Genomic DNA, 22,540 nt, shown 5'->3' with positions numbered 1-22,540 from the left:
GCGCAACGCCCTGCCCGCGATAGCTTTATTCGCGCGGGGGCAAGTCCGGCTTGTGGGCCGCCAATATCTCTGTCGGCACAGCGATCAAGCGCGGCACTGCGGTGTACAGCAGTGCCACCTCGACCGTGCGGCCCGGAAACGTCGCTTCCAGCGCAGCAGCGTACGCGCCCATCTGGCGCAACACGCCTACCGGCACCTGCGCCAGCGTGGCAGGCGGGCGGCGCGCGGTCTTGTAGTCGATCAGTCGCACGCGGCTGGGCTCCACTACCAGCCGGTCGATCGTGCCGGCCACCACCTGGCCGCCGACCACCGCCGCCACCGGCACTTCCGCCAGGCTGCCGGGTGCAAACAGGTCTGCCCACGCCGGATTGTCCAGCACCACCAGGGCATCGGCCAGCAGGGCGTCGCGGTCCGACACATCGGCGGCGTGACGGGCCAGCCACGCCCTTCCCGCAGCGTCTCGCTCAGCGGGCGGGACTTCGGGCAGACGCTCCAGCAGCTTGTGCACCAGCGTTCCGCGCCGCGCCGCATCGCGCCCCGCGCCGGGCGGCAACGGCGGGTCGGGGGCATCATCCTCCCCCAAAGACGAGGGGGCAAGCGGACGCGGCGGGCGCGGCTCAGCGGCGGGGGCAGCCTCCAGCCAGCGCGGCAACGGCTCGCGCAGGTCCAGCAACGGCGCGGCGCCGTGTGCGGGCACGGTGGGCGCGGGATGGCCATGCTCGCACCGCGCGCCCCAGATCGGATCGGGCACCTCCGCTTCGGGTTCGAACAGGGCCCGCAACTGCGCGTACCAGCTTTTGGGACTGGGCACGCCTTTGTCCCGGCTGCCCAGCGCCCCGCCCACGAACAGCGCTTCTTCCGCGCGCGTCATCGCCACGTACAGCAGACGCCAGTGCTCCTGCTCGTCGGCGCGTTTGGCCGCTTCGAGCGTGTCGGCGATGCGGCCCTGCTTCTCGTCCCGGGAGAGCGGCGGCAGCGGAATGGCGCGTGCCGGGTTCGCCGGATCGGGCAAGTCCACTCCGCGTTCGCGCGCATTGTCCGGGTTGCTGGTCGCGTCCGCCAGGATCACGATCGGGGCCTGCAAGCCCTTCGATCCGTGCACGGTCATCACCCGGACCAGCCCGGCGGCATTGTCCGCCTCGCGCTTCAGTTCGCCGTCGCCGGCGTCGAACCAGGCCAGGAACCCGGCAAGGCTGGCCGTATCCGTGGCCTCATAAGCGCGCGCGGCGTTCAGCAGTTCGTCGATCGGATCGTTGGCCTCGGTGCCCAGCCGCGCCACCAGCCGCCGTCGGCCCTGCCACGGTCCCACCAGCAACCACTGCAGCAAATCATGCGGCGGATCGAAGTCCGCCAGCGCCAGCAACGCGCCCAGTTGCGCCATCGCCGCGCCCACCTCCGGCTCGCGCGAACGGCGCAGGTGATCCCACAGCCGGGTATGCTTGTCGCGATACCCGTGCGCGAGCAGCTGCTCCTGGGTCCAGCCGATCAGCGGGGATACCAGCAGCGCGGCGAGGTTGAGATCGTCCAGCGGCTGCGCCGCAAAGCGCAGCGCGGCGACGAGATCCTTCACCGCCAGCGGCGCGCCCAGCCGCAGCCGGTCCACACCCGCCACGGGCACCCCCGCCGCATGGAGCCGCGCGACGATCAGGCCGGCCAGTTCCTTGCGCTGGCGCACCAGCACCATGATGTCACCGGCCTGCACGCGCCGCGCGCCGCCCTTCACCAGCGTGAAGCCGGGGCCCTGCTGATCCAGCCACTCGCGCACCTGCAGCGCGATCCGCTCTGCCATCTGGCGATCGGGGCGCGACAGCCAGCCGGGCGCGGTGCCATCCTCCTGCCCGTCTTCCGGCACGTCATCGTCGTCCGCGCCCTCACCCTCGCTGACCGGCTTCCACAACGCGACGTAGCCGGGCCGTTCCTGACCCTCGTGCCGTCCAGCCGGCTGATCGAGCCCGAAATTCTCGTGCCCGATCCCGGCGATCGCCCGGTCCACGAAATCGAGCACGGTCTGCGCGGTGCGGAAGCTGCGATCCAGCCCGTATTCCTGCAAGGCGCGCGGCGAAATATTGCTGCGCAAGGCGGCGGCGTTGCGCTCCGCCTCGCCCATCGCGCGCCGGACCCGGTCGGCGGCGCGGCGGAAATTTTCCGGGCTGGTGCCCTGAAAGCGGAAGATCGCCTGCTTGTAATCGCCCACCACGAACAGCGTGCGCATCAGCTCTTCGTGGGTGACGGGGTGCTGCCGGCCTTCATGCTGGCCAAGCCCGGCCCAGAATTCGCCCGCCATCGCAAAGATGATGTCCCACTGCGCGGCGTTGGTGTCCTGCGCCTCGTCCACCAGAATATGGTCGAAGCGGCGGTCCAGCTTGTAGCGGATCCAGTCCGCCTGCGCGCGGTTGCCCAGCAGATCGGCGGCGCGGCGGATCTGGTCGTCGAAATCGATCAGCCCCTCACGCTGCTTGGCCGCATCCCACGCCAGCGCGAACACCCGGCCCAGCCGCAGCGCGGGCACCAGCCGGTCCGCCAGCGCCAGCAAAGCGCGGTCAGCCCGGATCGCCACTACGGCCTCGACGATCCGCGCGCATGAGGCGGAATACGCCGGGTCGATCTTGTCCTGCGACGTGGCGGATTTCGGTTCGCCCTTCTTGGTGAGGAAAACCGAGGCCAGTCCATCAAGCCCGGCCAACCGCTGCATCGGATCGCCCAGCAGCCATTCACTGATAGCGTCGACCGCCTCAAGGCCCTTCTTGGTGCCCCATTGGTGATTTACGTCCATGCAGTGGCGTACCGAAGCCACGTCGAAGCTGGGGTCCGCGCAACGCTGCGCCAGCCACGCGTCGTCAGCGTCCGTGGGAAGGCCCAGCAGCCGCAGCACGTTGGCGCGCATGTCCGCTGCCTGCCAGCCCCCCGGCCCGAACCACGCCGCGCGGGCGGAGGCGCACCGCAGCAGGAATTCCATCACCGCATCGGGCCCGTGGCGCAGCGAAAGCTGCTCCACCGCCTGCAACAGCGCGGGATCGCCCAGCGGATCTGTCTCCGCGTCCACCAGCACGTCCGCCAGGACCTGGCGTGCCAGCAGATCGCGCTCGCGCTCCTCCATCGGGCGGCTGCCGGGCACAAGGTCGGCTTCCAGCGGGAACGTGGCGAGCAGCCATTGCGAGAAGGCGTGGATCGTATCGATGCGCAAGCCGCCGCCCGGACTGTCGAGCACGGCGGCAAACAAAGTGCGCGCCCGCGCCCGCGCCGCCCCGGTGTTGACCGCGCCGATCGCCGCCAGGCGCATGCCCAGCGCCACGTCGTCCAGCCGCACCCATTCGGCCAGAGTCCCGTTGATCCGCGCCGCCATTTCTGTAGCGCCCGCTTTGGTGAACGTAAGGCACAACACTTGCGAGGGCTCGACGCCGGGTTGCAGCAACAGCCGCAGCACGCGTGAGGACAGCACCTGCGTCTTGCCCGTCCCCGCCGAAGCGGAGAGCCACACGGTTTCCTGCGGGTCCACCGCCAGCATCTGGTTGTCGACAAGCGGATAGACGGTGGCCGGCCCGCTCATGCTGCACCATCCGGCATGTTGCCCAGCGTGGTGATCCACTCGTCCAGCCGCATCAGCTGGTCGTAATCGGCATAGCTGCCGAGGTCAGGGTTCAGCCGCGCGGTGAAGGGTTCGTCGCCCAGTATCCAGCGATCCAGCGCATCGTCGAGAAACCGTTCGGTTACCGGCAGGAAATCCTCGCGCGGGATGCCGGATTTCTTGCGGCCTTCCAGCACGGGCTCGAACACATAGCCCATCGCCCCATCCTTGCCCTTGGCCATTGACCAGTATTCGAATGCGTTAGCCTCTCCGGCAATGCCCGGAAACCCGCCCGCTTGCGCGATCAGGGCAATCAGCCCAAGCTGCAGCGCAAAGCCTTCCTGCACACGGCGGCCGGTGGGTGGCTGGCCGGTCTTGTAATCCACGATCGTCAACGTGCCGTCCGCTGCGAGGTCGATCCGGTCGGCGCGGCCATGAATGCGGATATCACGCCGCCGCATGTCGCCCCAGGCCTCTACGCCGAGCACCTGGCGCCCTTGCGCTTTGGCATCCAGGATCATGCCTTCGAAGGTTTCCAGCGCAGCGGCCAGGCGCGGCCACCACAGCGCGCGCATCAGTGGGTGGGCGTTTTCCTCAACCAGCACGTTTTGGGCCAGTGGCCGCAGCCCACCCGCAGGCTCTCCCGCCTTATGCCAGCGCTCCATGATGAGGTGAGCCACCTGCCCCTTCCACGCCGCGCTCGGCTCCGCGTCCAGCGCGTCCAGCGTGCGCAGGCCCAGTACCGCGCTGGCGTAGAACTGGTATGGATCGCCGCGCAGCCGGTCGAGCCCGGTGACCGAGATGTCCACCCGGCGCTGATCCGCCGACGGGCGGGGCTGCGGACGGGGATGATGCGGCACGGCAGCGGCATCGTCGATCAAACGCGCAAAGCGCACCCCGGCGCGGTCCAGATGCCGGTCAAGCTGGTCGCCCAGCATCGCGCGCACCCGCAGCACGAAGCGGGAGGGGATCACCGGCCCGCCCTCGTCACGCTGCGCCCAGCTGAGGACGACGTCGGGCGCGCCCATCGCCGAGGCGAGGTCGTGCGCGGCCAACCCGATGCGGAAATCCGCGCCCGGCACGCCAAGCGCGCGCAGCACGGCGGGGGGCAGCAACGAATCCTGCGACGGCGCGGCAGGCCACACGCCCTCAACCAACCCGCCGCAGATCACCAGATCGGCGCGGCTCATGCGGGCTTCGAGCAGGCCATAGATCGCCACGCGCGGATGGCCGCCCCACGGCGGGCGCACTGATACGCGGTCCATCGCATCGCGCAGCACGGCATGCAGATCGCGCGGATCGAGCAGCGTGCCGGCGCCGGCGGCGGCATCGCGCAGATCCTCGATGAAGGCGCTCAGCGCGCGGCCATCGGGCCTGCTCCACAAGGTTTCGCCGCACAAGGCTTCGGCGGCCTGTGCCAGCAGGTCCAGCAGATGGTCGAGCGGCTCGGCATCGCCCAGCGTGAACAGCGGTGCGAGGATCGCTTCGACCTGCGCCCACCAGTCGCCCAGGTTCGCCTTGGCGGCGCGCTGCGCCAGCGGCGCCAGCCCCGCGGCAGGGCGTGGCCCGCGCAGGGCCAGATCCAGCGCGCGCGCATGTTCCAGCCAGCTTGCACGCTGCGCGCCCGCCCCCGCCAGCGGATGGACCAGCAGTGCGATCAGCGGCACAGGAGCAGCCTGCAGCGCCAGCACTTCGGCCAGCAGCAGCAGCAGGCGCCCGGCGGCGGTTTGCGGCAGCGGTCGACCGGCGGTGTCGTCCGCCGCGATATCCCAGCGCTTGAGGTGGCCGACCACGCGTGCCGCCAGCCCGCGATCGGGGGTGACCAGCGCCACGCGGCGTTCCGGTGTTTCCAGCGCCTCGCGGATCAGGATCGCGATGGCCTGCGCTTCTTCGCCCGGATGAGTGCTTTCCATCAGCCGCACCCCGCCCAGCCGTCGCCACTCGGGCGGCAGGTCAACCCACGCAGCCGACGCCGCGGGCGGCAGAAACAGACTAGAGATCGCGCGGCTGCGCTCCGGCGGCGCGGCGGACAGGCCGGAGCGGTGCCATGCAGCTACTTCATCGCGCGCGATGCCCATGCGGTTGAGCAGCAGCTTGAGGTGATACTGCGGGTGCGTCACCGCATCGCTGCGCCCGAACGGCGGCTCGCCGGGATTCGCCGGCACGCCGGCGGTGCCCAGTTCGTCCCACACATCGCTTGCCAGCGCCAAGTCGAAATCCGGCAGGACCACGCTGCCATTGTCCAGTTCGCTCACCACCCGCAGCAATCGCGCCAGCGCCGGCGACGCGCCGGTGACGCCAGCCGCCACCACCGGGTGCGCCGGGAGCGTATTCCGCCAGCGCTGCGCGGCGTGATCGAACAGGCGGTTGCGCCGCTCCGGCGCGTCGATCTCGCCGCGCGCGGCCAGTTCGGCGATCCAGTGCTGCTGCACCATCAGAAACGTGCGGGTATTGTCGCTCCAGTGCCCGGCCAGTTCGCCGACGATGCCGATCACCGCATCGGACATCAGGTCGATCGGGGCGATGCCTTCGGCGATCAGCCGGTCCATCGTGCGGCCGATCTCGAACGCCCGGCGCAGCAACGCGGCGCCGGTGCCGGCCGCCTCGCCTTCCACTTCGCGCAAGTAGTGGGCCAGACGCAGCCAGCGCCGGGTCGTGTCGGCGGCGGGGGGAATTTCCGCCGCACCCAGCGGATCGAGCAGCGGCCCCAGCGTCTCGTCAAGGTCAAGGTCGCCCACCACCGCCATGCGCGGCAGCAGCAGGCCATTGCCGGAATGGCGCACGAACGCCTCGGTCACGGTGCGCACCGTGCGGCGGCTGGGCAGCAGCAACGTCAGCCGGGCCAACCCCAGTTCGCCCTGCGCGTAACGCGGGATCAGGCCGGCTACCAGAGCGTCGGCAAACCCGCGATGCGCCGCGATGGAGTAGACTTTCGGCCGCCCCTTGTCAGGCACGGCTCAGCCACTGCTCGGTCGGCTTGATGGCGCCGGGCTCGCCCACCTCGAACCACAGGCCCTGATGGGAGATGCCGTACAGGCGGCCCTCCTCGATCGCGCGGCTCCACAAGACGTTGGTGGAAAACGCACCGGGCGGCGCATCGCGCAGCAGGCGCTTCGATACCAGTTGAATGCCGGTGTAGATGAACGGCGCCACCCGCCCCGCACGCCGCCGCGAAACGCGCCCCTCCGGGTCCAGGTGAAAGTCCCCTTCCCCCCGGTAATTCCAGGCACGCGTGTGCGGCACGGTGAGCAGCAGCGCATCCATCCGCTCGGGGTCCCATCCGGCGGAGAGTTCGGCAAACACGTCCACCGGGCCGTCCAGCCAGATGTTGTCGCTGTTGAGACAGAAGAAGGGATCGGGCAGCAGGTGCGCCGCCCGCACCATGCCGCCGCCCGTCTCCAGCAGCATATCGCGCTCGTCGGACAGGACCACGCGCGGCGGGGCCCTGCGCACCTTCAGGTGCCCTTCGAGCGCGTCGGCCATGTAATGCGTGTTGACGACGGCGGTGGCGATCCCCGCCGCACCCAGCTTGTCTAGAGCATGATCGATCAGCGATTTTCCGGCGACGCGCACCAGCGGCTTGGGCTGCGCGGCGGTGAGCGGACGCATCCGCTTGCCCAGCCCCGCCGCCAGCACCATCGCCGTATCGCTGGCCAGCGGCTTGTTGCTCACTGCGCGAACGTCCCACCATTGGCATCGCGCAAGGCGGCAGGCACATTGACGTCGAACCACGATGCTACTGGCGCCAGCGCCGGGTGGGCCAGATCGCGCTCCAACGCCGCCCATACGCGTGGGATCATATCGAGATAGCGCGGCTTGCCGTCGCGCCGCCACAGCCGCACGAAGATGCCCACGATCTTGGCGTTGCGCTGCGCCCCCAGCCGCGCATAATCGGCCAGCAGCGTTTCCGCGTCCGCCCCGGACCTGCGCACGTAATGGTCGAACATCTGCGCTTCGAGAGCGGGTGAAACGTCGCGCCGCGCATCCTGCAGCAACGAAACCAAATCGTACGCGGGATGGCCGATCAGCGCGTCCTGGAAATCCAGCAGGCCCTGTTTTTCCAGGCTGCCCAGCAGCATGATGTTCTCGGCATGATAATCACGCAGGACGGTGACGCCGGGGCGCTGGCGCACCAGCATGGGCGAGAGCGCCTGTTCCCAAGCGGCCACGAACCCGGCGGCGTCCACATACAGGTTCTGCGCAGTGCAGTACCAGTCGATGAACAGCTTCACTTCGCGCACGTATTCCGCCAGCGCATAATCCAGGAACGGTCCGGGGGGCAGCTGGTGCAGCGCCACCAGTGCATCAACCGCGCCGGTATAGATCGCCGCCTCGTCATCCGGCCATTGATCGAGGTAATCGCGCATCCGCGCCTCGCCGAAGTCCTCCATCAGCACCAGCCCCTGTTCGGGCTTTTCGGCCAGGATGCGCGGCGGGCGCAGGCCGTTCGCATCGAGCCAGCGCGCGGCGCGCAGGAACGGGCCGGTGTCCTCATGCGGCGGCGGCGCATCCATCAGCATCGCGGTGGACCCATCCGCATCCCGCACCCGGAAATAGCGGCGGAACGAGGCATCGCCGGGCAGCGGATCGACGTGAGCGCCGCCCCAGCCGGCAGCGGACAGGAAAGCATCCAGGCCTTCAGGATATACGAAAGGGGTGTTTTGCGGGTCCAGCGTCATACCGGCATACGCCCTAGCCAATCCGCGCCGCCTTCGACAATGGCGATCCTGCCCTCACCCGCACTTTCCAGCGCGATGGACAGGCAGCCCGGCTCATGCGCGAACCCGCCGGCATGATCGGGCCACTCGGCGATGAGGGCGGCGCCCTCGCGATAATCGTCCAGTCCGATCTCCTGCGCTTCGTCGGGATGTTTCAGTCGGTAGAAATCGGCGTGGACCAGCGGCAGGCGCACGGCAGGCGGATCGTACACCTCGATGATCGCGAAGCTGGGCGATGGCACTTCGGACCGGTAGCCCAGCCCCGCCACGATCGCGCGCGCCAAAGTCGTCTTGCCCGCACCCAGCCCGCCCGAAAGCGCGACCACATCACCGGGCCGCAGCGCCGCAGCGATCGCGCGGCCCAGCCGGTCCATCGCGGCAAGATCGGGGAGCGGAATGCTCATGGCAGTTCGATCACCGCGCTGGTGCCCTTGCCCGGTTCGGACTGCAGCCGCAGCACGCCGCCGTGGGCCTCCACCAGCTGGCGCGCCAGCGGCAGGCCAAGGCCCTGGCGGCTTTCCACCTTGCCGTCCGCGCCGACCTTCAACCCATCGAGCGCGCGCGCCAGGCTGCGCCCGTCAAGCCCCGGCCCTTTGTCCTGCACCAGTATGCGCACCACGTCGCCCTCGCCCGATGCGGCCTTGCGGCGCGACAGCTGGACGAGAATGCGCGCGCCCCGCGGCGAGGCTTCGATGGCATTATCCACGATGTGCCCCAGCGCGCGCGCCAGCCGCCGCCGGTCGCCCACCAGCGGGCGCATCAGGCCGCTGCCCTGCAGATCGAGCGTGAGGCCCGCGCGCTGCAGACGGGCGGCGCGCTCCTCCACCACGGCGCGCACGAACGGCATCGGATCAATTTCCTCGAACTTGAGCGGCAGCAGCCCCGCCTCGCTTTGTGACAGGTCCAGCAATCCGTCGATATGGTCGCCAAGCTGCTGCGAGGCGGTGATGATCGAGACGACATAGTCCCGGCCTGCCTCGGTTAATTCGCCGCCCAGACCCAGATCCAGCATTTCCGCAAAGCCCCCAATGGAGGTGAGCGGCGTGCGCAATTCCTTGCTCATGTTGGCCAGGAACCGGGTCTTGATCGCGTCCGCCTCGATCAGCGCCACGTTGCTTTCGCGCAGCACCTGCTCCGCCTTTACCGAATCGGTGATGTCCAGCACCGCCAGCAGGCCGTTGCCATCGGGCAGCGGGACGCCGGCATATTCCAGCGTGCGCCCATCGCTCATCGCCAGCCGACCACCGGTCTGCGTGCGGTCCAGCGTGGCCGCGCGCACCACGTCGCCCACCGTTTTGGCATCATCCGCGCGGACCAGGCGCGGTGCGATCGTGCGCAGCAGCGCCTCGATGTGGGGGTGGGTGTCGAGAAAATCGGTGTCGAGCCCCCACTCGGCGGCGAAACGGCGGTTCCACAATTGCATGCGGCCATCGGGCGCGAACACCGCGATCGATTCGAACAGGCTGTCGAACGTGGCGGTGCGGGTGCGCAGCAGGGTATCGCGCATGGCGGACAAGCGCAGTTGTTCGGTGCGATCCTCGACGATCAGCAGCAGCCCGCCATCGGGTACCGGCTGCGCCACGATCCGCAAGTGCGTGCCGTCCGCCAGCGCCCAGGCTTCTTCCTGCGTGCTGCCGGCGGCAAACCATGCGGCTTTCTCCCGCCGCCATGCCGGAAAGTCCCGCGCTTCGGGCACCCGGCCCACATCGCGCGCGGCATCCAGCAGCCGCTCGAACGCGGGCGGATCGACCAGCACTTTGCCGTCCAGCTTGAACAGGCGCTGGAATGGCTGGTTGGCGAAGGCCAGGCGCTTGCGCGCATCGAACTGTGCCACCCCGGCGGAAAGCTGGTCCAGCAGCGCGCGCTGCGCTTCGCGAAAGGCGCGGAAGGAACGCGACATCTCCTCCAGATCCTCGATATCGACCGCATAGCCCGCCACCCCGTCCTCGCCCAATGGCAAGTCGCTGACGCGCAGCGCGCGGCGCTGGCCGCCGATGGTGGTGGAAACGATACGCTCGATCGGCTTGCCCTTCGCGGCGGCTTGGCGGGCGACTTCGGCGGGGGTGAGCCCGTCCACCGCCTCGATCAGTTCGATGCCCTGGATAACCGCATCGTCGGCGCTATCGGCGCCCACGGCAGCCACGTAGGCATGGTTGACCAGCTGCAGTTCGCCATCCGGGCGGCGGAACCACATCGGCATCGGCGCTGCCTCGATCAGCGAGACGAGCGCATGAAAATCGCCCCGCGCCCGTGCCGCCTCATCACGCAGGCGCACCAGCTCGGTCTCGCTGTCGCTAAAATCGAACACCCACACCAGCGCCGCGCCGCCGGGCGACACTTGCGGGTCCGCCAGATGGCCGCGCAGCGCCAGGCTGCGGCTGGACCCGCGCGGGGTGACGGCAAGGCGAAACGGCGCGGCGGTCTTCTGGCAGCGGCGCACCGCTTCGGCCAGTTCGGCCAGTTTATCGGCAGGCAGGCCCCGGTCCGTGCCATCCAGTTCGGACAGATACTGCGGCACATCGTCCAGCCCCAGCCACTGCGCCAGGCGCGGGCTGGCCTCGATGCGGCCATCGGTGCGCACCAGCAGGGGCAGCGCGGGCGATTCCTCAACCATGCGCGAAAGTCGCCGCGCGGTGCGCAGCTGCGCTTCGGCGCGGCCGTGGCGCGCGCGCGATGCCAGCACCGCCCAGGCCGCCGCGATCGTCCACGCGCCCAGCACAACGCCGATCAGGATTGGCAGAAAGCGCGTCAGGTCCATCCCCTCAGGCTATGGTGCCCGCGCGGCGCGGTGACAATGGGCAAAAGCGGCGCATACGGCGCAAGAACGGCGGCAATGCCCGGAAAAAGTGGTGTCGCTCAACCCAGAACGACATGCGCCCCGCCATCGTGACGATGACGGAGCGTGTGTCTGTCGCGGTATCGCCGGGGCGATCAGTAGCGGTAATGATCCGGCTTGAACGGACCCGCTTCGGGCACGCCGATATAGTCGGCCTGCTTCTTGGAGAGCGTGGTCAGCTTCACGCCCAGCTTTTCCAAGTGCAGCGCGGCCACCTTTTCGTCCAGGTGCTTGGGCAGCACGTAGACGCGTTTCTCGTACTGCTCGCTCTTCGTCCACAGTTCGATCTGGGCCAGCGTCTGGTTGGTGAAGCTGGCGGACATCACGAAGCTGGGGTGGCCGGTGGCGCAGCCCAGGTTTACCAGACGGCCCTTGGCCAGCACGATGATCTGCTTGCCATCCGGGAATGTCACGAGGTCGGTGCCGGGCTTGACTTCCTTCCAGTCGTAATTGTCCAGCGCGCCGATCTGGATCTCGCTGTCGAAGTGGCCGATATTGCACACGATCGCCTTGTCCTTCATCGCGGTCATGTGCTCACCGGTGATGACGGCTTCGTTGCCCGTGGCAGTCACGAAAATGTCGGCGCGGGCCACCGCGTCTTCCATGGTGACGACTTCGTAGCCCTCCATCGCGGCCTGCAGCGCGCAGATCGGATCGATCTCGGTGACGAGCACGCGCGCGCCGCCGTTGCGCAAGCTGGCCGCCGAACCCTTGCCGACATCGCCGAACCCGGCAACGCAGGCAACCTTGCCGGCCAGCATCACATCGGTCGCGCGGCGGATCGCATCGACCAGCGATTCACGGCAGCCGTAGAGGTTGTCGAATTTCGACTTGGTGACCGAATCGTTCACGTTGATCGCGGGGAACGGCAGCTTGCCTTCCTTGGCGAGGTGATAAAGGCGATGCACGCCGGTGGTGGTTTCTTCCGAAACGCCCTTGATCGCGGCGACCGTGCGGGTGAGATAGCCCGGCTTGGCCTTCAGAAACGCGTTCAGTGCGCGGACGAATTCGATTTCCTCGGCATTGCCGGGCTCGAACAGCGCTTCGCCCGCTTCAACGCGTGCGCCCCACAGCGCGAACATGGTGGCATCGCCGCCATCGTCCAGGATCAGGTTGCAGGTGAGATCGGGATCGCCTTCGCTCGACCAGTCGAAGATCTTGCCCACGTAGTCCCAGTAATCGGCCAGCGATTCGCCCTTGATGGCATAGATCGGGATACCTGCGGCAGCGATCGCGGCGGCGGCGTGGTCCTGCGTGGAAAAGATGTTGCACGTTGCCCAGCGGACCTCGGCGCCCAGCGCGACGAGCGTTTCGATCAGCACCGCGGTCTGGATCGTCATGTGCAGCGAGCCGGTGATGCGCGCGCCCTTGAGCGGCTGCGATGCGCCGAATTCACGGCGCAGGGCCATCAGGCCGGGCATTTCGGTTTCGGCGATGTCGATTTCCATGCGGCCGAAATCGGCAAGCGCAATGTCGGCGATGATATAGTCGGGGGCGGTGATCGAGGCGGTGGCCACGGGCGCGAACTCCTGGAATGATTGCGGCCGGCAAACAGCGCCGGCAATCGCGCCTCCCTAAACGCTCACCGCGCTGGAGGCAAATATAAAGCTATCTTTATATCCCATCCGCGTTGCCGTCGCCAAACCGGCTCCTATATCCGGCGTCAAGATACATCAGCCGAAAAGGACGCATGCCATGACCATCGCCATTGGAGACAAACTGCCTGACGTGAAACTGGTAAAGGTCGGCGAAAGCGGACCTGATACCGTGCAGTCCGGCGAATACTTCGCGGGCAAGAAAGTGGCGCTGTTCGCGGTGCCCGGTGCGTTTACCCCCACCTGCTCGGCCAAGCACCTGCCCGGCTTCGTGGAGAAGGCCGACCAACTCAAGGCGAAGGGCATCGACGAGATCGCGTGCACGTCTGTCAACGATGCGTTCGTGATGGGCGCGTGGGGCAAGGCCGGCGACGCTGCCGATATCACCCTGCTGGCCGACGGCAACGCCGAGTTCGCCAAGGCCGTGGGCCTGACGATGGACGGATCGGCGTATGGCATGGGCACGCGCAGCCAGCGCTATTCGATGATCGTCAACGACGGCGTGGTGGAGCAGCTCAACGTCGAGGCGTCCGGCTCGTTCGAGGTCAGCTCTGCCGACCACCTGCTAGGCCAGCTTTAACAAACGGCGCGCGTCAGCGGGGGTTAGGCCTTGCTGGCGCGCGGCTGCGATAGCGCGGCAGATACACCACCACCCCCTCCCCGGCATAAATGCGCTGCCAGGCGCGGCTGCGTGACAGGGCCTGAGCCAGCGGGGCATTGTGCGCCTCGTTCAGTACGAACGCAGCCGGGTTCCATTTGCGCACCACGTCGACCAGCGGCACGAAGCCGGCCTCGATGGCGCCATTGTACTGCCATTCCTCGCGCGCATACCGGTAATAACGGCCATCGTAGGCCACTTTCCAATCGGGATAGCCGGTGTCGATGATCACCCCGCCGAAGGGAAAATCGGCATAGACAGTGCCGCGCACGTGCTGCTGGCGCAGATAGGTAACGGCAGGGAGTGGCAGGCTACGGGCAAAGCGGGTGGGCGCCACCAGCGGCGTGACGATCGCGACGAGTGCGATGGGGATGAACAGCCCTGCCCATTCACGGCGTGACATACCAGGCTGTCCGGACGGCGCGGCGGCGCGGGCGATCACCGGCACCATCGCCACGGCCCAGAACAGCACGAAGCGATAGGCCGATACGGTCAGCACCAGCAGGCCCAGCGCGACCGCCACTTCGCCGATGTCGAAACGCTGGGTGCGCCAAACCAGCCTTAGCGCAATCGCCGTTACCAGCAGGATCGGCAGCGCATTGCCGTGATTGCCGGGGATCCACAGCGGCAGCCACTCACTCGCGCCGATCGCCATGCTGGCCTCGGCGTTGCGCGCGGATATCGCCAGAATTGAAAAGCCGTCCGGCGTAGCAAAGATCGCCGCAATGCCGATCAACGCCAGACCCGTGGGCGCAACGGGAACGGCATCCGAGCGCCCACGCAGACGCGCCACCCAATCGGGCAACGCCGTCAGACCCAGCGCCAGGACGCCGATACTTACGGAGGGATGAAGGTTCTGCCACGCCACCAGCAGCGGTAAACCCAGCGCGATCGTGATCGCCGGTTTCAACCGTAAGCGCAGCAGCGCCAGCAGCAGGCCAAGGCACAGACAGGCAAAGCTCTGCGGGCGGATGCTGGCAGTGGGCAGCGCCGCCACGAAGGCCAGCACGAGGGCAAGGACGACCGCGCCGGGGGCCGCGCCGCGCCGCCGGCACGCGGCTGCTACCGCCCAGAAGCCGCCCAGCCAGCACAGCGCGTCGAACACCCGCAGCAAGCCCCAGCCACCGATCCGCCGGACCAGCGCCATGATCGCCTGCCCGGCCCATGCAACGGCGGGCAGCAGGTCTTGCGCATGCAACGCAGCGAACGGCTCACGCGCGATCGGTCCGCCGTGATCGAGGATCAGTTCGCCCAGCTTCAACTGCCAAAAGACGTCGACGTCCCACACCGCGCGCAGCAGCAGCACCAACAGCATCATGGCGGGCACGCAGGCCAGCAGCGGACGCACAAAGTGGGCAACCGGGGTGGCGGCGATGGCTGGACTATGGCGGGTATGCTCGATCATGGGCCTGCTTGCGTGGTCGAGCGTCTCTTGCCCCGCCAGCCGGGCGGAGCAAGCCTATAATTCTATCCCGCCGTCAGTAGCCCATCAGGCTCAGCACTTCCTTGCGCGAACGCTGGTCTTCCAGGAACGTGCCCATCATCCGGCTAGTGATCATGCCCACCCCCGGCGTACGCACGCCCCGCGCGGTCATGCAGGCATGGCTGGCTTCGATCACCACGGCGACGCCTTGCGGCTTCAGGTGATCCCATATGCACTGCGCCACTTCGGCGGTGAGTCGTTCCTGGATCTGCAGGCGCCGCGCGTACCCGTGCAGCACCCGCGCGAGCTTCGAGATGCCGACGACGTGATTGTGCGGCAGATAAGCGATGGATGCCTTGCCGATGATCGGGGCCATATGGTGTTCGCAGTGTGACTGGAAAGGAATGTCCTTGAGCAGCACCACTTCGTCATACCCGCCCACCTCCTCGAACACGCGGGACATGTGGACCGCCGGATCTTCCTGATAGCCCTGGCAGTATTCCAGCCATGCGCGCGCCACCCGCTTGGGCGTATCGAGCAAGCCTTCACGTGCCGGATCATCGCCTGCCCATTCGATCAGGGTGCGGATCGCCTGCTGCACATGTTCGGGCACGTCGGGCTTGCGGGGAGGCTCTGGGGTGTTCGAGGCAACAAGGTCGCTCATCTACGCTTCGTCCTTTTAAACCGCTTCATCAGGCGCAGGCGCATCAATTGCCCCTTGCGCCGGAACAAGCCGCGCCGTTCGATCGGCTCGAACATCTCATCCGGCCGCTCCGGGTCCAGCAGCCCGCTTTCACCCAGCGCTCTTTCAGTTTCTGAAAGGTCTTTCAAGGGCAGCGGTTCGAGATACTTGTGCCCCAGCGCGGGGCCGTCCCGGTTGAGGACATCGACCATCCGCGCCATCGAGCCATGCTCTTCGATCCCGGCGCTCACTGCAGCTTCGGAGATGCCGCAATGCTCGGCCAGCAGGCGGATGCGCACCGCGGTTATCTTCTCACGCAAACCCGGGTTGGCATCGGGCGCATTGGCTGGCCGGGCGGTGTCGATGAACACGTCGCACTCGCTGTCCAGCCCCATAGACCGGTTGTTCATGTTGGCCGATCCCACCCGCAGGATCTCGTCGTCGATGATCGTCAGCTTCGCGTGGACGTAGATCGGCGTGCCATCCACCGCGACCGGGTTGAAGATGTGGAACCGGCCCTTGTGATCCGCCTGCTGGAGCGTTTCCACCAGTTCCACGCGGGCGGTATCCATCGCCATCTGTTCCAGCCAGCCATCCGCCGTGCGCGGATTGACGATGAAAAACTCCGGCGGATCCTCTTCCATCAGCCGCTGGCAGATCGCCTCGGCAATCGCGCGCGAGGCGAAATACTGCGTTTCGGCATACACAAAGTTACGGGCGCGGCGGATCTGCTCTACAAACAGATCCTCGATCTCGCTCACCTGCGGGCAATCGCCATACAGCGCTCGCGTGCGGGCGATACCGATCTCGACGTTCTCGAACTGCGCCTCCAGCCCGCCGGGCCATGGCGATGTATCCTGCGGCTGGCAGGGTTGCACATCGCCGCCGCCCGCGATCTTCCAGCGTTCCCGTCCCAGTTCCCCCAGCGCGGCGGCGACATCGCCCTCCATCACCATGGTGATATCGTGCCAGGGACCATAGAGCCGCCCGGTCGGCCTGCGGCGACGGGGATCGTGCGGGCGATGCTCGGGCGTATCCCAGCGGTCCGATGTCATGTCGATGCCGCCGCATGCGGCGAACACATCGTCGATGACCACGATCTTCTGGTGATGGCTGCATCCCACCGGATGCGCCGAATCGAATTTGAAGAAGATGCGCGGGCGCACCGCCCAGCGCACCAGATCGAACAGCATCGTCCCCCGGAAAAGGTACTTCACCACCGCGAAGTTCCATTTCAGCAGGCGGATTTCCAGATCCGGGTTGTTGCTGACCAGCCAGACCAGATACGAGCCCAGCCGCGCCGGAAACTTGCGCCGCCGACCGGGCTGCCACCAGCGTCGGCCGGACGGCAACAGTATCCGCGAATCAAAATCCCAGCCGATCATGAAGATCCGCTGGCGCGCTTCGTCCATAGCCTCGCGGATGACCTCGAAATAGTCCGCAGCGTCGATTACCAAATGGGCCCGGCGCGCCATCGTGTAGCGCCATACCGAGGGCGACACACCCTCGTGCTGCGTGCCTGCCGGCACGCGCTCCCCTGCTTTCCCGTCCATCGATACCCTTGCTGGAACTTCCACCACCGCGGATCAAGCCCCCAGCGCCCTGCTTGTTCCCTTACCGACTTTTCGCGTTCTGCCGCATAGGAAATCAAGGGACAAAACGCCAAATTAGCACGCATAATAACGCCATAATGGCATTTATCGTAAGTATGGCTCGCTTCAACTCTCGCCGCCGCAACCGTTCACCTAAGGTCGATTTACGATGAGCATACCATCCGGTTCGTCCTGCCAGATGCATGCGCAAGCACGCAAGGCGGTCTGAGCCGGACGGGGGCACTGCCTTTTTTCCGGGCCTTAAACCGGGGCACCATTCACGGCCCTTACACGGGGCTTGTTTCGGGACGCTTCTCCCATCGTCCCGCCAACAAGGAGTTAGCCATGAAGAAGATCATGATTTCCGCCGCATTGAGCGCCATCGCCGTTGCCGGCCTTGCACCCGCCGCTGCATCCGCGCAGGCCGCGCCTGCCGCTTCTGCCGCCGCAGCGGTGAACCCCACCGTCGGCGCGAAGGTCTATGACGCGCAGGGCGGGGATGTGGGCACCGTGGAAACCGTTCAGGGCGATGTCGTCACCGTCTCGACCGGCACGGCACGGGCTGGACTTCCCAAGTCGGCGTTCGTGATGCGTGACAAGGGCCTGACCATCGCCATGACGAAGGTTCAGCTTGAAGCTGCCGTCAATGGCGCCAAGGCGGAAAACACCGCCGCCAAGGACGCCAAGATGGTCCCGGACGCACCGGTGAAGAGCAGCGACGGCACGGTGATTGGCACGATCAGCAAGGTCGAAGGTGATACCGTTACCGTGCAATTGACCAGCGGCGCGGCTGCCGCGCTCAAGAAGGACACCATTGGCCTTGGTGCGGATGGCACGCTGGCAATCGGCATGACTGCGGCGGACTTTGCCAAGGCCACCCAGTCGGCGGCTGCCGCTGCCCCGGCTACCGGCGCTGCAGGCGGCACGACCGCTGGCGCCACGGCCGAACCGGCGCAGTAAGACTATAGTCCTCTAGACGCATTCACGGCCCGGAAGCATTGCGCTTCCGGGCCGTTTCGTTGCCGGATCGCTAAGCCGGGAGCGCTGCCGGTTGGATCACGAACGCCTGCTGCGGGGCGGCGATGAGGGGGAGCGGTGAAACCTTGCGATACGCGTCATCGAACCTGACGAGCGCCGCACGGCCCAACAGTCGTCCGCAAGGAAGGCCAATATCGCGGATGCCGCCGCTAGTGCGTTTGTGGAAGCTCGAGAAAAATGGTGCGCCCGGAACGATTCGAACGTCCGACCCTCAGATTCGTAGTCTGATGCTCTATCCAGCTGAGCTACGGGCGCATACCATTTTCGGTCCAACCAAGACCACGATGCCCCTTAAGGGATGTGGTGCGCCCGGAACGATTCGAACGTCCGACCCTCAGATTCGTAGTCTGATGCTCTATCCAGCTGAGCTACGGGCGCGTTGGAGGTGGGCCTTTAGAAAGGGAATCGCGGGCGGTCAACGCCTATATCGTCTCGTCCCCCGAATATGCGCCGGGCGCGGCCAATCGCCGTTCCAGGGCGGCGGCCAGCGGATAGTCCAGCGGCGGCATATCCAGGGTGGTGATTGCAGCGACCGGCAGCCAGCGCAGCGCAGCGGCTTCCAGTGCGCGCGGCTCGCCCAGCCATTCGCGGCAGGCATAGAGCAGGATCACCAGCGGGCGCGAAGGCCCCTTCCCACCCTGCTCCGGCGATGCAGTGCGCCCGCTGGCAAAGCCCACCGGCTGCAGCGCATGCACGTCGATCCGCACGTCCAGTTCCTCGGCCAGTTCGCGCACGACCGCCTCCTCGGGACTTTCGCCCGCCTCGACCTTGCCTCCCGGAAACTCCCATAGGCCGCCATGCACCGCCGAGAAATTGCGCTGCTGCATAAGAACGTCGCCGATATCGTCGACCAGAGCGACGGCCACGACGAGCATCGGTGTCGATAGATCTTCCAGGTCGGCCTCCTGCCTTAAAGGCAATTTAACGCCGGGCTGCGATGCCGGCCCCACCTGCGCGAAGATGCTCGCGCAAACTCGATGGTGACCATGCGGCTTATTCGCTTCTTTTCAAGGCTCATGCGCTGCCACCGGGGCATATCGACGATCGAATACGGGATGATCCTGGCCTTCATCGTGATCGCAATCTTCGCGTCCCTGCAGGCGCTGGCAGGCCAGACAGTGGCGATGTGGAACGATATCGCCAGCAAGCAGGCCACCGCAACGTCAAAGAATTGAAGGCGCTACAGCCTTAAATGTTTGGCAAGGATTACGCGGTAGAGAACACCTTGTCCAAGGCGCAGAAGAGAGACTGAAGCGGGGCGGACCGGGTATACAAGACTGCTACATCAGGAGACAATTCATGAAGTTTCTCGCCAAGCTGCGCCGTGATGACAAGGGTGCGACCGCTATCGAATACGGTCTGATCGCCGCGCTTATCGCCGTTGCCGCCATTGCCGCGATGCAGGGCATGGGCTCGCAGCTGATCTCGACCTTCTCCAAGACGTCTTCTTCGATGTCGAAGGGCGTTGCTGGCTAACAGCCGCTAAACGAATACTTGATCGGGGCGGCGGGGAAACCTGCCGCCCTTTTCATGTCTGCTGCAAACGCAGCCCGCTAACGCAGGCTCTGCCGCGCTACCGCCGTCTACGATCGCCGCCTACGATTCGCGGTTGATCGTTCCGCGCACCCCGCCCAGCGGATGGCGCGCGTTGACCAGTTCCACCAGCCGCGCGCTGTCCACGTGCGTGTAGATCTGCGTGGTGGCGATATCGGCATGGCCCAGCAGCATCTGCAGCACGCGCAAGTCCGCCCCGCCTTCCAGCAGGTGCGTGGCGAACGCATGGCGCAACACGTGGGGGGACACCCGCAGCGGGTCCAGCCCGGCGCGGCCCGCCAGCGCCCGCAGCAACTGGAACAGCCGCACCCGCGTCAGATGCCCGCTCGCCCCACTGGAGGGGAACAGGAAACGCGAGCCGCCCTTGCGCACCGCCAGCCACCGCGAGAGCACCGCACTGGCCCGCCCGCTGACGGGCACCATGCGTTGCTGCCCGCCCTTGCCGGTCACGTGCAAAAACGGCGCGTCGCGCGGCACTGCCGCCAGCGGCAACGACACCAGCTCCGTTGCGCGCAGGCCTGATCCGTAGAGCAGTTCCAGCAAAGCCAGCAGGCGCACGGCATCAGGCCGTTCGCTCACCGCCTCCTCGTCCGCCTGCTCCAGAAAGCGCTCCACTTCGGCGTGGCTGAGCAGGCGTGGCAGCGGGCGGCGCGTGCGCGGGCGCGGCAAGGCGCCTGACGGATCGTCCGCCCGCACCCCCTCGTCCACCAGGAACCCATAGAACTGCCGCAAGGCGGAGCAGCGCCGGGCAAGACTGGACGCGGCCAGGTCGCTCCACGCAGAGCCCAGCGTTTCCAGCGCATCGGTGTTCGCTGTGGCGATGTCGCCCAGCACCGCGCGCGCAGCCTCAAGGTCTCGGCGATAGGCCATCAGGGTGTTGGCCGCAGCCCCGCGTTCCGCCGCCAGCATCGCCAGGAACCGCTCCGCCTGATCCTCTCCGGCAGGCATGGGCGCGATCAGACCCGCGATACCGCCTCCGCCGCGATCATCCGGGCTTCGGCGTCCAGCCCGACCTGCCGCAGCGCGGAGACGATGTGGAACAGATAGCGCGGGGTCATCCGCTGCCAGCTGTCCCCCTGCATCCCGAACGCGGCGAGCAGCACGACGCTGGCCTGATCGCCGCGCTGCGCCGCGCTGTCGATCGCCTTGGTCCAGCGGGTGGCGCCGTCCATGCTCATCCCGGCGTCCGCCGTCACGCGCTGCGCCACGCCGTTGTTCACCCGGCCAAGGCCCGCCAGCCCGGCCACCAGGAATGCGGAGCGCTGCTTGCGCGCGCTGTCATCGCTGCTGACGTACGTATCGACCGCGCTCGAATCGACGGAATTGATCCCCTGCGGCGCGGACAGCACCAGCATGCCCCATCCTTGCGAGCCAGACGGAACTACCGTGGCCCAGCGCAGCGCGTTGGCATCGTAGCCCGCCGCCAGCATCGAGGAAATGAGCGCCGCCGCATCGTCCGCCAGCGCGGCAGTGGGCGCCACGCGCGCGGCAGCTGCCGCCGTCAGCACCTGGCGCGCGTATTGCGCCGCGCCGGTCGCCTTCCACAAGGTGCGCATTGCAGCCAGGCGGGCTACCGGATCTTCCAGCGTATAAGCATCGCGCAGGTTTTCCGCGCGTGATTGCCACTCGCCCTTGGTGTCGGCATCCGCATACAACTGGGAATAGAGGTCCACCATCGCCGCGTTGGACAACACGCCGGTCGCCGCCGCCAGGTCCGCCGCCGCAGCCCGCCGCGTCAGGCTGACGGCAGGCGCGAGCGCGGTGATATAGTCATACGAAGGGCCGGCATCTGCCAGCAGCGGGGCGGGCGGCTCCAGGCCCACGGCCACCGCAAGGCCATAGCGCCACGGCGTAAGCGTTGTGACCTTGTCCCACTCGATCGTCACCGCGCGGCGCGATTTGCCGGCGGCAGCGGCATATTTCTGCGCCAGCAACAGGTCGATCTGGTCCATCGTGCCGCGATTGCGATCGCGTTCGAGGACCGACAGCGCCGCAGTGCTGTTGCCGCGAAACGCCTCGCAGATGGTGCGCGATACGCCCCATGCCGGATCGTCCTGCAGCGAGCCTTGCGTGGCCATCACCGGGCACAGGCCGGTGAAGTCCGCGTTCTTGGAATAGACATCGAACGCCACCCGGCCGAACGCGGGGGTGTAATTCGCGATGTCCAGATCCTGCAGCACCGCACGCGCCGCGTCGATCTCGCCCATGCGCAGCAGCAGCGCCACGCGCATTGCCAAGAAATCCGCACCGCTGATGCCCGGCGGCGGGTTGAGGCGCGATGCCAGCGCCCGGCGTAGCAGGATGTGGCCCCAGCGCGATACCAGCATGCCCCGGTTGCCCAGAAGCGCGATCTGGATGAGCTTGCCGTTCTGGCTGGCAAGCGAATCCATCGGCAGGCCGCCCTCGTCCGCGCCCAACAGCCCGGCCTCGTTCGCACTGCGACGAGCGGCGGGCGGGGTGTCGATCAACACCTTGGTGCCCAGCAGCGATTCGAAATCTTCGGGCGACATCCGCTCCAGCTCTTCCAGGCTGGGGATGCGCTTCAAGGTGCCGTCGTCCTGCGCAAGCGCCGGCACGGGCGACAGCGCGGCGGGCGCACCGGCGGGTAGCGCCTGCACGACGGGCGTGGACTGCGCGGTGGGCGCCGCCGTCGATGACACGGGGCGCGGTGCCGCAGCGCGGGGGACTTCGCTGCGCGCAGGGGCAGCGCGGGGCGAAGGTCTCGGCTCAGGTCGCGTAGCCGGGGTGCGGCGGGGCGCAGGCGCGCGGGAGGGCTCCTCGAAAGACTTGGGCAGAAGCGATTCGGGCGCGTCCTGCGCCGCAACCCACGCAGACGTCAGCGCCAGCGCCGCGCCCGCAAGCAGATGGACAGCCTTCAC

General features: G+C 67.3%; 16 protein-coding genes and 2 tRNA genes. 3 read left to right on the top strand and 15 right to left on the bottom strand.

The window, feature by feature from the left end:
* Positions 1-25: 25 nt before the first annotated feature.
* The 7 genes from addA to ahcY form a co-directional block, all read right to left on the bottom strand.
* Positions 26-3,547, bottom strand: a complete 3,522-nt coding sequence (gene addA / locus ASE49_RS15820; RefSeq protein WP_056774719.1) for a double-strand break repair helicase AddA — start codon at positions 3,545-3,547, stop codon at positions 26-28.
* On the bottom strand, positions 3,544-6,519 hold the full coding sequence (locus tag ASE49_RS15815) for a PD-(D/E)XK nuclease family protein (RefSeq protein WP_056774716.1): 2,976 nt from the start codon (positions 6,517-6,519) through the stop codon (positions 3,544-3,546). The genes addA and ASE49_RS15815 overlap by 4 nt, the downstream gene beginning before the upstream one ends.
* A complete protein-coding gene (locus ASE49_RS15810; RefSeq protein ID WP_056774713.1) occupies positions 6,512-7,237 on the bottom strand; it encodes a nucleotidyltransferase family protein in 726 nt (241 codons plus the stop codon). Before ASE49_RS15810 ends, ASE49_RS15815 begins: the two co-directional genes overlap by 8 nt.
* A complete protein-coding gene (locus tag ASE49_RS15805; RefSeq protein ID WP_056774708.1) occupies positions 7,234-8,244 on the bottom strand; it encodes an aminoglycoside phosphotransferase family protein in 1,011 nt (336 codons plus the stop codon). Before ASE49_RS15805 ends, ASE49_RS15810 begins: the two co-directional genes overlap by 4 nt.
* The gene (gene tsaE / locus ASE49_RS15800) at positions 8,241-8,687 is read right to left on the bottom strand and encodes a tRNA (adenosine(37)-N6)-threonylcarbamoyltransferase complex ATPase subunit type 1 TsaE (RefSeq protein WP_056774704.1); all 447 of its coding nucleotides are present in this window, start codon (positions 8,685-8,687) and stop codon (positions 8,241-8,243) included. Before tsaE ends, ASE49_RS15805 begins: the two co-directional genes overlap by 4 nt.
* A complete protein-coding gene (locus tag ASE49_RS15795) occupies positions 8,684-11,041 on the bottom strand; it encodes a sensor histidine kinase (RefSeq protein WP_056774701.1) in 2,358 nt (785 codons plus the stop codon). Before ASE49_RS15795 ends, tsaE begins: the two co-directional genes overlap by 4 nt.
* 173 nt (positions 11,042-11,214) lie before the next feature.
* Positions 11,215-12,636 (bottom strand): adenosylhomocysteinase, encoded by a 1,422-nt coding sequence (gene ahcY, locus ASE49_RS15790; RefSeq protein ID WP_056774697.1) that lies wholly within the window; start codon positions 12,634-12,636, stop codon positions 11,215-11,217.
* Between the two features lie 178 nt (positions 12,637-12,814).
* Between ahcY and ASE49_RS15785 the strand changes: the two genes are divergently transcribed.
* Complete coding sequence (locus tag ASE49_RS15785; protein WP_056774694.1) at positions 12,815-13,294, top strand: peroxiredoxin; 480 nt, start codon at positions 12,815-12,817, stop codon at positions 13,292-13,294.
* A gap of 13 nt (positions 13,295-13,307) precedes the next feature.
* Here the strand turns inward: ASE49_RS15785 and ASE49_RS15780 are convergent, their stop codons facing one another.
* The 3 genes from ASE49_RS15780 to ASE49_RS15770 form a co-directional block, all read right to left on the bottom strand.
* Entirely contained in the window at positions 13,308-14,777 is a 1,470-nt protein-coding gene (locus tag ASE49_RS15780) for a hypothetical protein (RefSeq protein ID WP_056774692.1), read from the bottom strand.
* 73 nt (positions 14,778-14,850) lie between these two features.
* Positions 14,851-15,459, bottom strand: a complete 609-nt coding sequence (gene folE / locus ASE49_RS15775; protein ID WP_056774688.1) for a GTP cyclohydrolase I FolE — start codon at positions 15,457-15,459, stop codon at positions 14,851-14,853.
* A complete protein-coding gene (locus ASE49_RS15770; RefSeq protein ID WP_056774686.1) occupies positions 15,456-17,030 on the bottom strand; it encodes a phospholipase D-like domain-containing protein in 1,575 nt (524 codons plus the stop codon). The genes folE and ASE49_RS15770 overlap by 4 nt, the downstream gene beginning before the upstream one ends.
* A 384-nt stretch (positions 17,031-17,414) precedes the next feature.
* Here ASE49_RS15770 and ASE49_RS15765 point away from each other — a divergent pair, with 384 nt between their 5' ends.
* Entirely contained in the window at positions 17,415-18,029 is a 615-nt protein-coding gene (locus ASE49_RS15765; protein WP_056774684.1) for a hypothetical protein, read from the top strand.
* 256 nt (positions 18,030-18,285) lie between these two features.
* On the opposite strand, the gene ASE49_RS15760 is transcribed toward ASE49_RS15765, so the two are convergent.
* The 3 genes from ASE49_RS15760 to ASE49_RS15750 all read right to left on the bottom strand — a co-directional run bounded on the left by ASE49_RS15760 (position 18,286) and on the right by ASE49_RS15750 (position 18,982).
* Positions 18,286-18,362, bottom strand: a tRNA-Arg gene (locus tag ASE49_RS15760).
* 46 nt (positions 18,363-18,408) lie between these two features.
* Positions 18,409-18,485 (bottom strand) — tRNA-Arg (locus tag ASE49_RS15755).
* A 44-nt stretch (positions 18,486-18,529) separates the two neighbouring features.
* Entirely contained in the window at positions 18,530-18,982 is a 453-nt protein-coding gene (locus ASE49_RS15750; RefSeq protein WP_056774682.1) for a (deoxy)nucleoside triphosphate pyrophosphohydrolase, read from the bottom strand.
* A 424-nt stretch (positions 18,983-19,406) separates the two neighbouring features.
* Between ASE49_RS15750 and ASE49_RS15740 the strand changes: the two genes are divergently transcribed.
* Positions 19,407-19,583 carry a Flp family type IVb pilin gene (locus ASE49_RS15740; RefSeq protein ID WP_056774681.1) on the top strand — a complete coding sequence of 59 codons (177 nt, stop codon included), beginning with the start codon at positions 19,407-19,409 and terminating at the stop codon, positions 19,581-19,583.
* A gap of 120 nt (positions 19,584-19,703) precedes the next feature.
* Here ASE49_RS15740 and ASE49_RS15735 read toward each other — a convergent pair whose 3' ends face one another.
* Together ASE49_RS15735 and ASE49_RS15730 are read right to left on the bottom strand one after the other, a co-directional pair.
* Positions 19,704-20,609 (bottom strand): tyrosine recombinase, encoded by a 906-nt coding sequence (locus ASE49_RS15735; protein WP_056774678.1) that lies wholly within the window; start codon positions 20,607-20,609, stop codon positions 19,704-19,706.
* Between the two features lie 8 nt (positions 20,610-20,617).
* A complete protein-coding gene (locus ASE49_RS15730) occupies positions 20,618-22,540 on the bottom strand; it encodes a hypothetical protein (RefSeq protein ID WP_056774676.1) in 1,923 nt (640 codons plus the stop codon).

The organism is Novosphingobium sp. Leaf2 (genome assembly GCF_001421325.1).
Classification (GTDB): domain Bacteria; phylum Pseudomonadota; class Alphaproteobacteria; order Sphingomonadales; family Sphingomonadaceae; genus Novosphingobium.
This window is presented reverse-complemented; position numbering and strand designations above follow the sequence as displayed.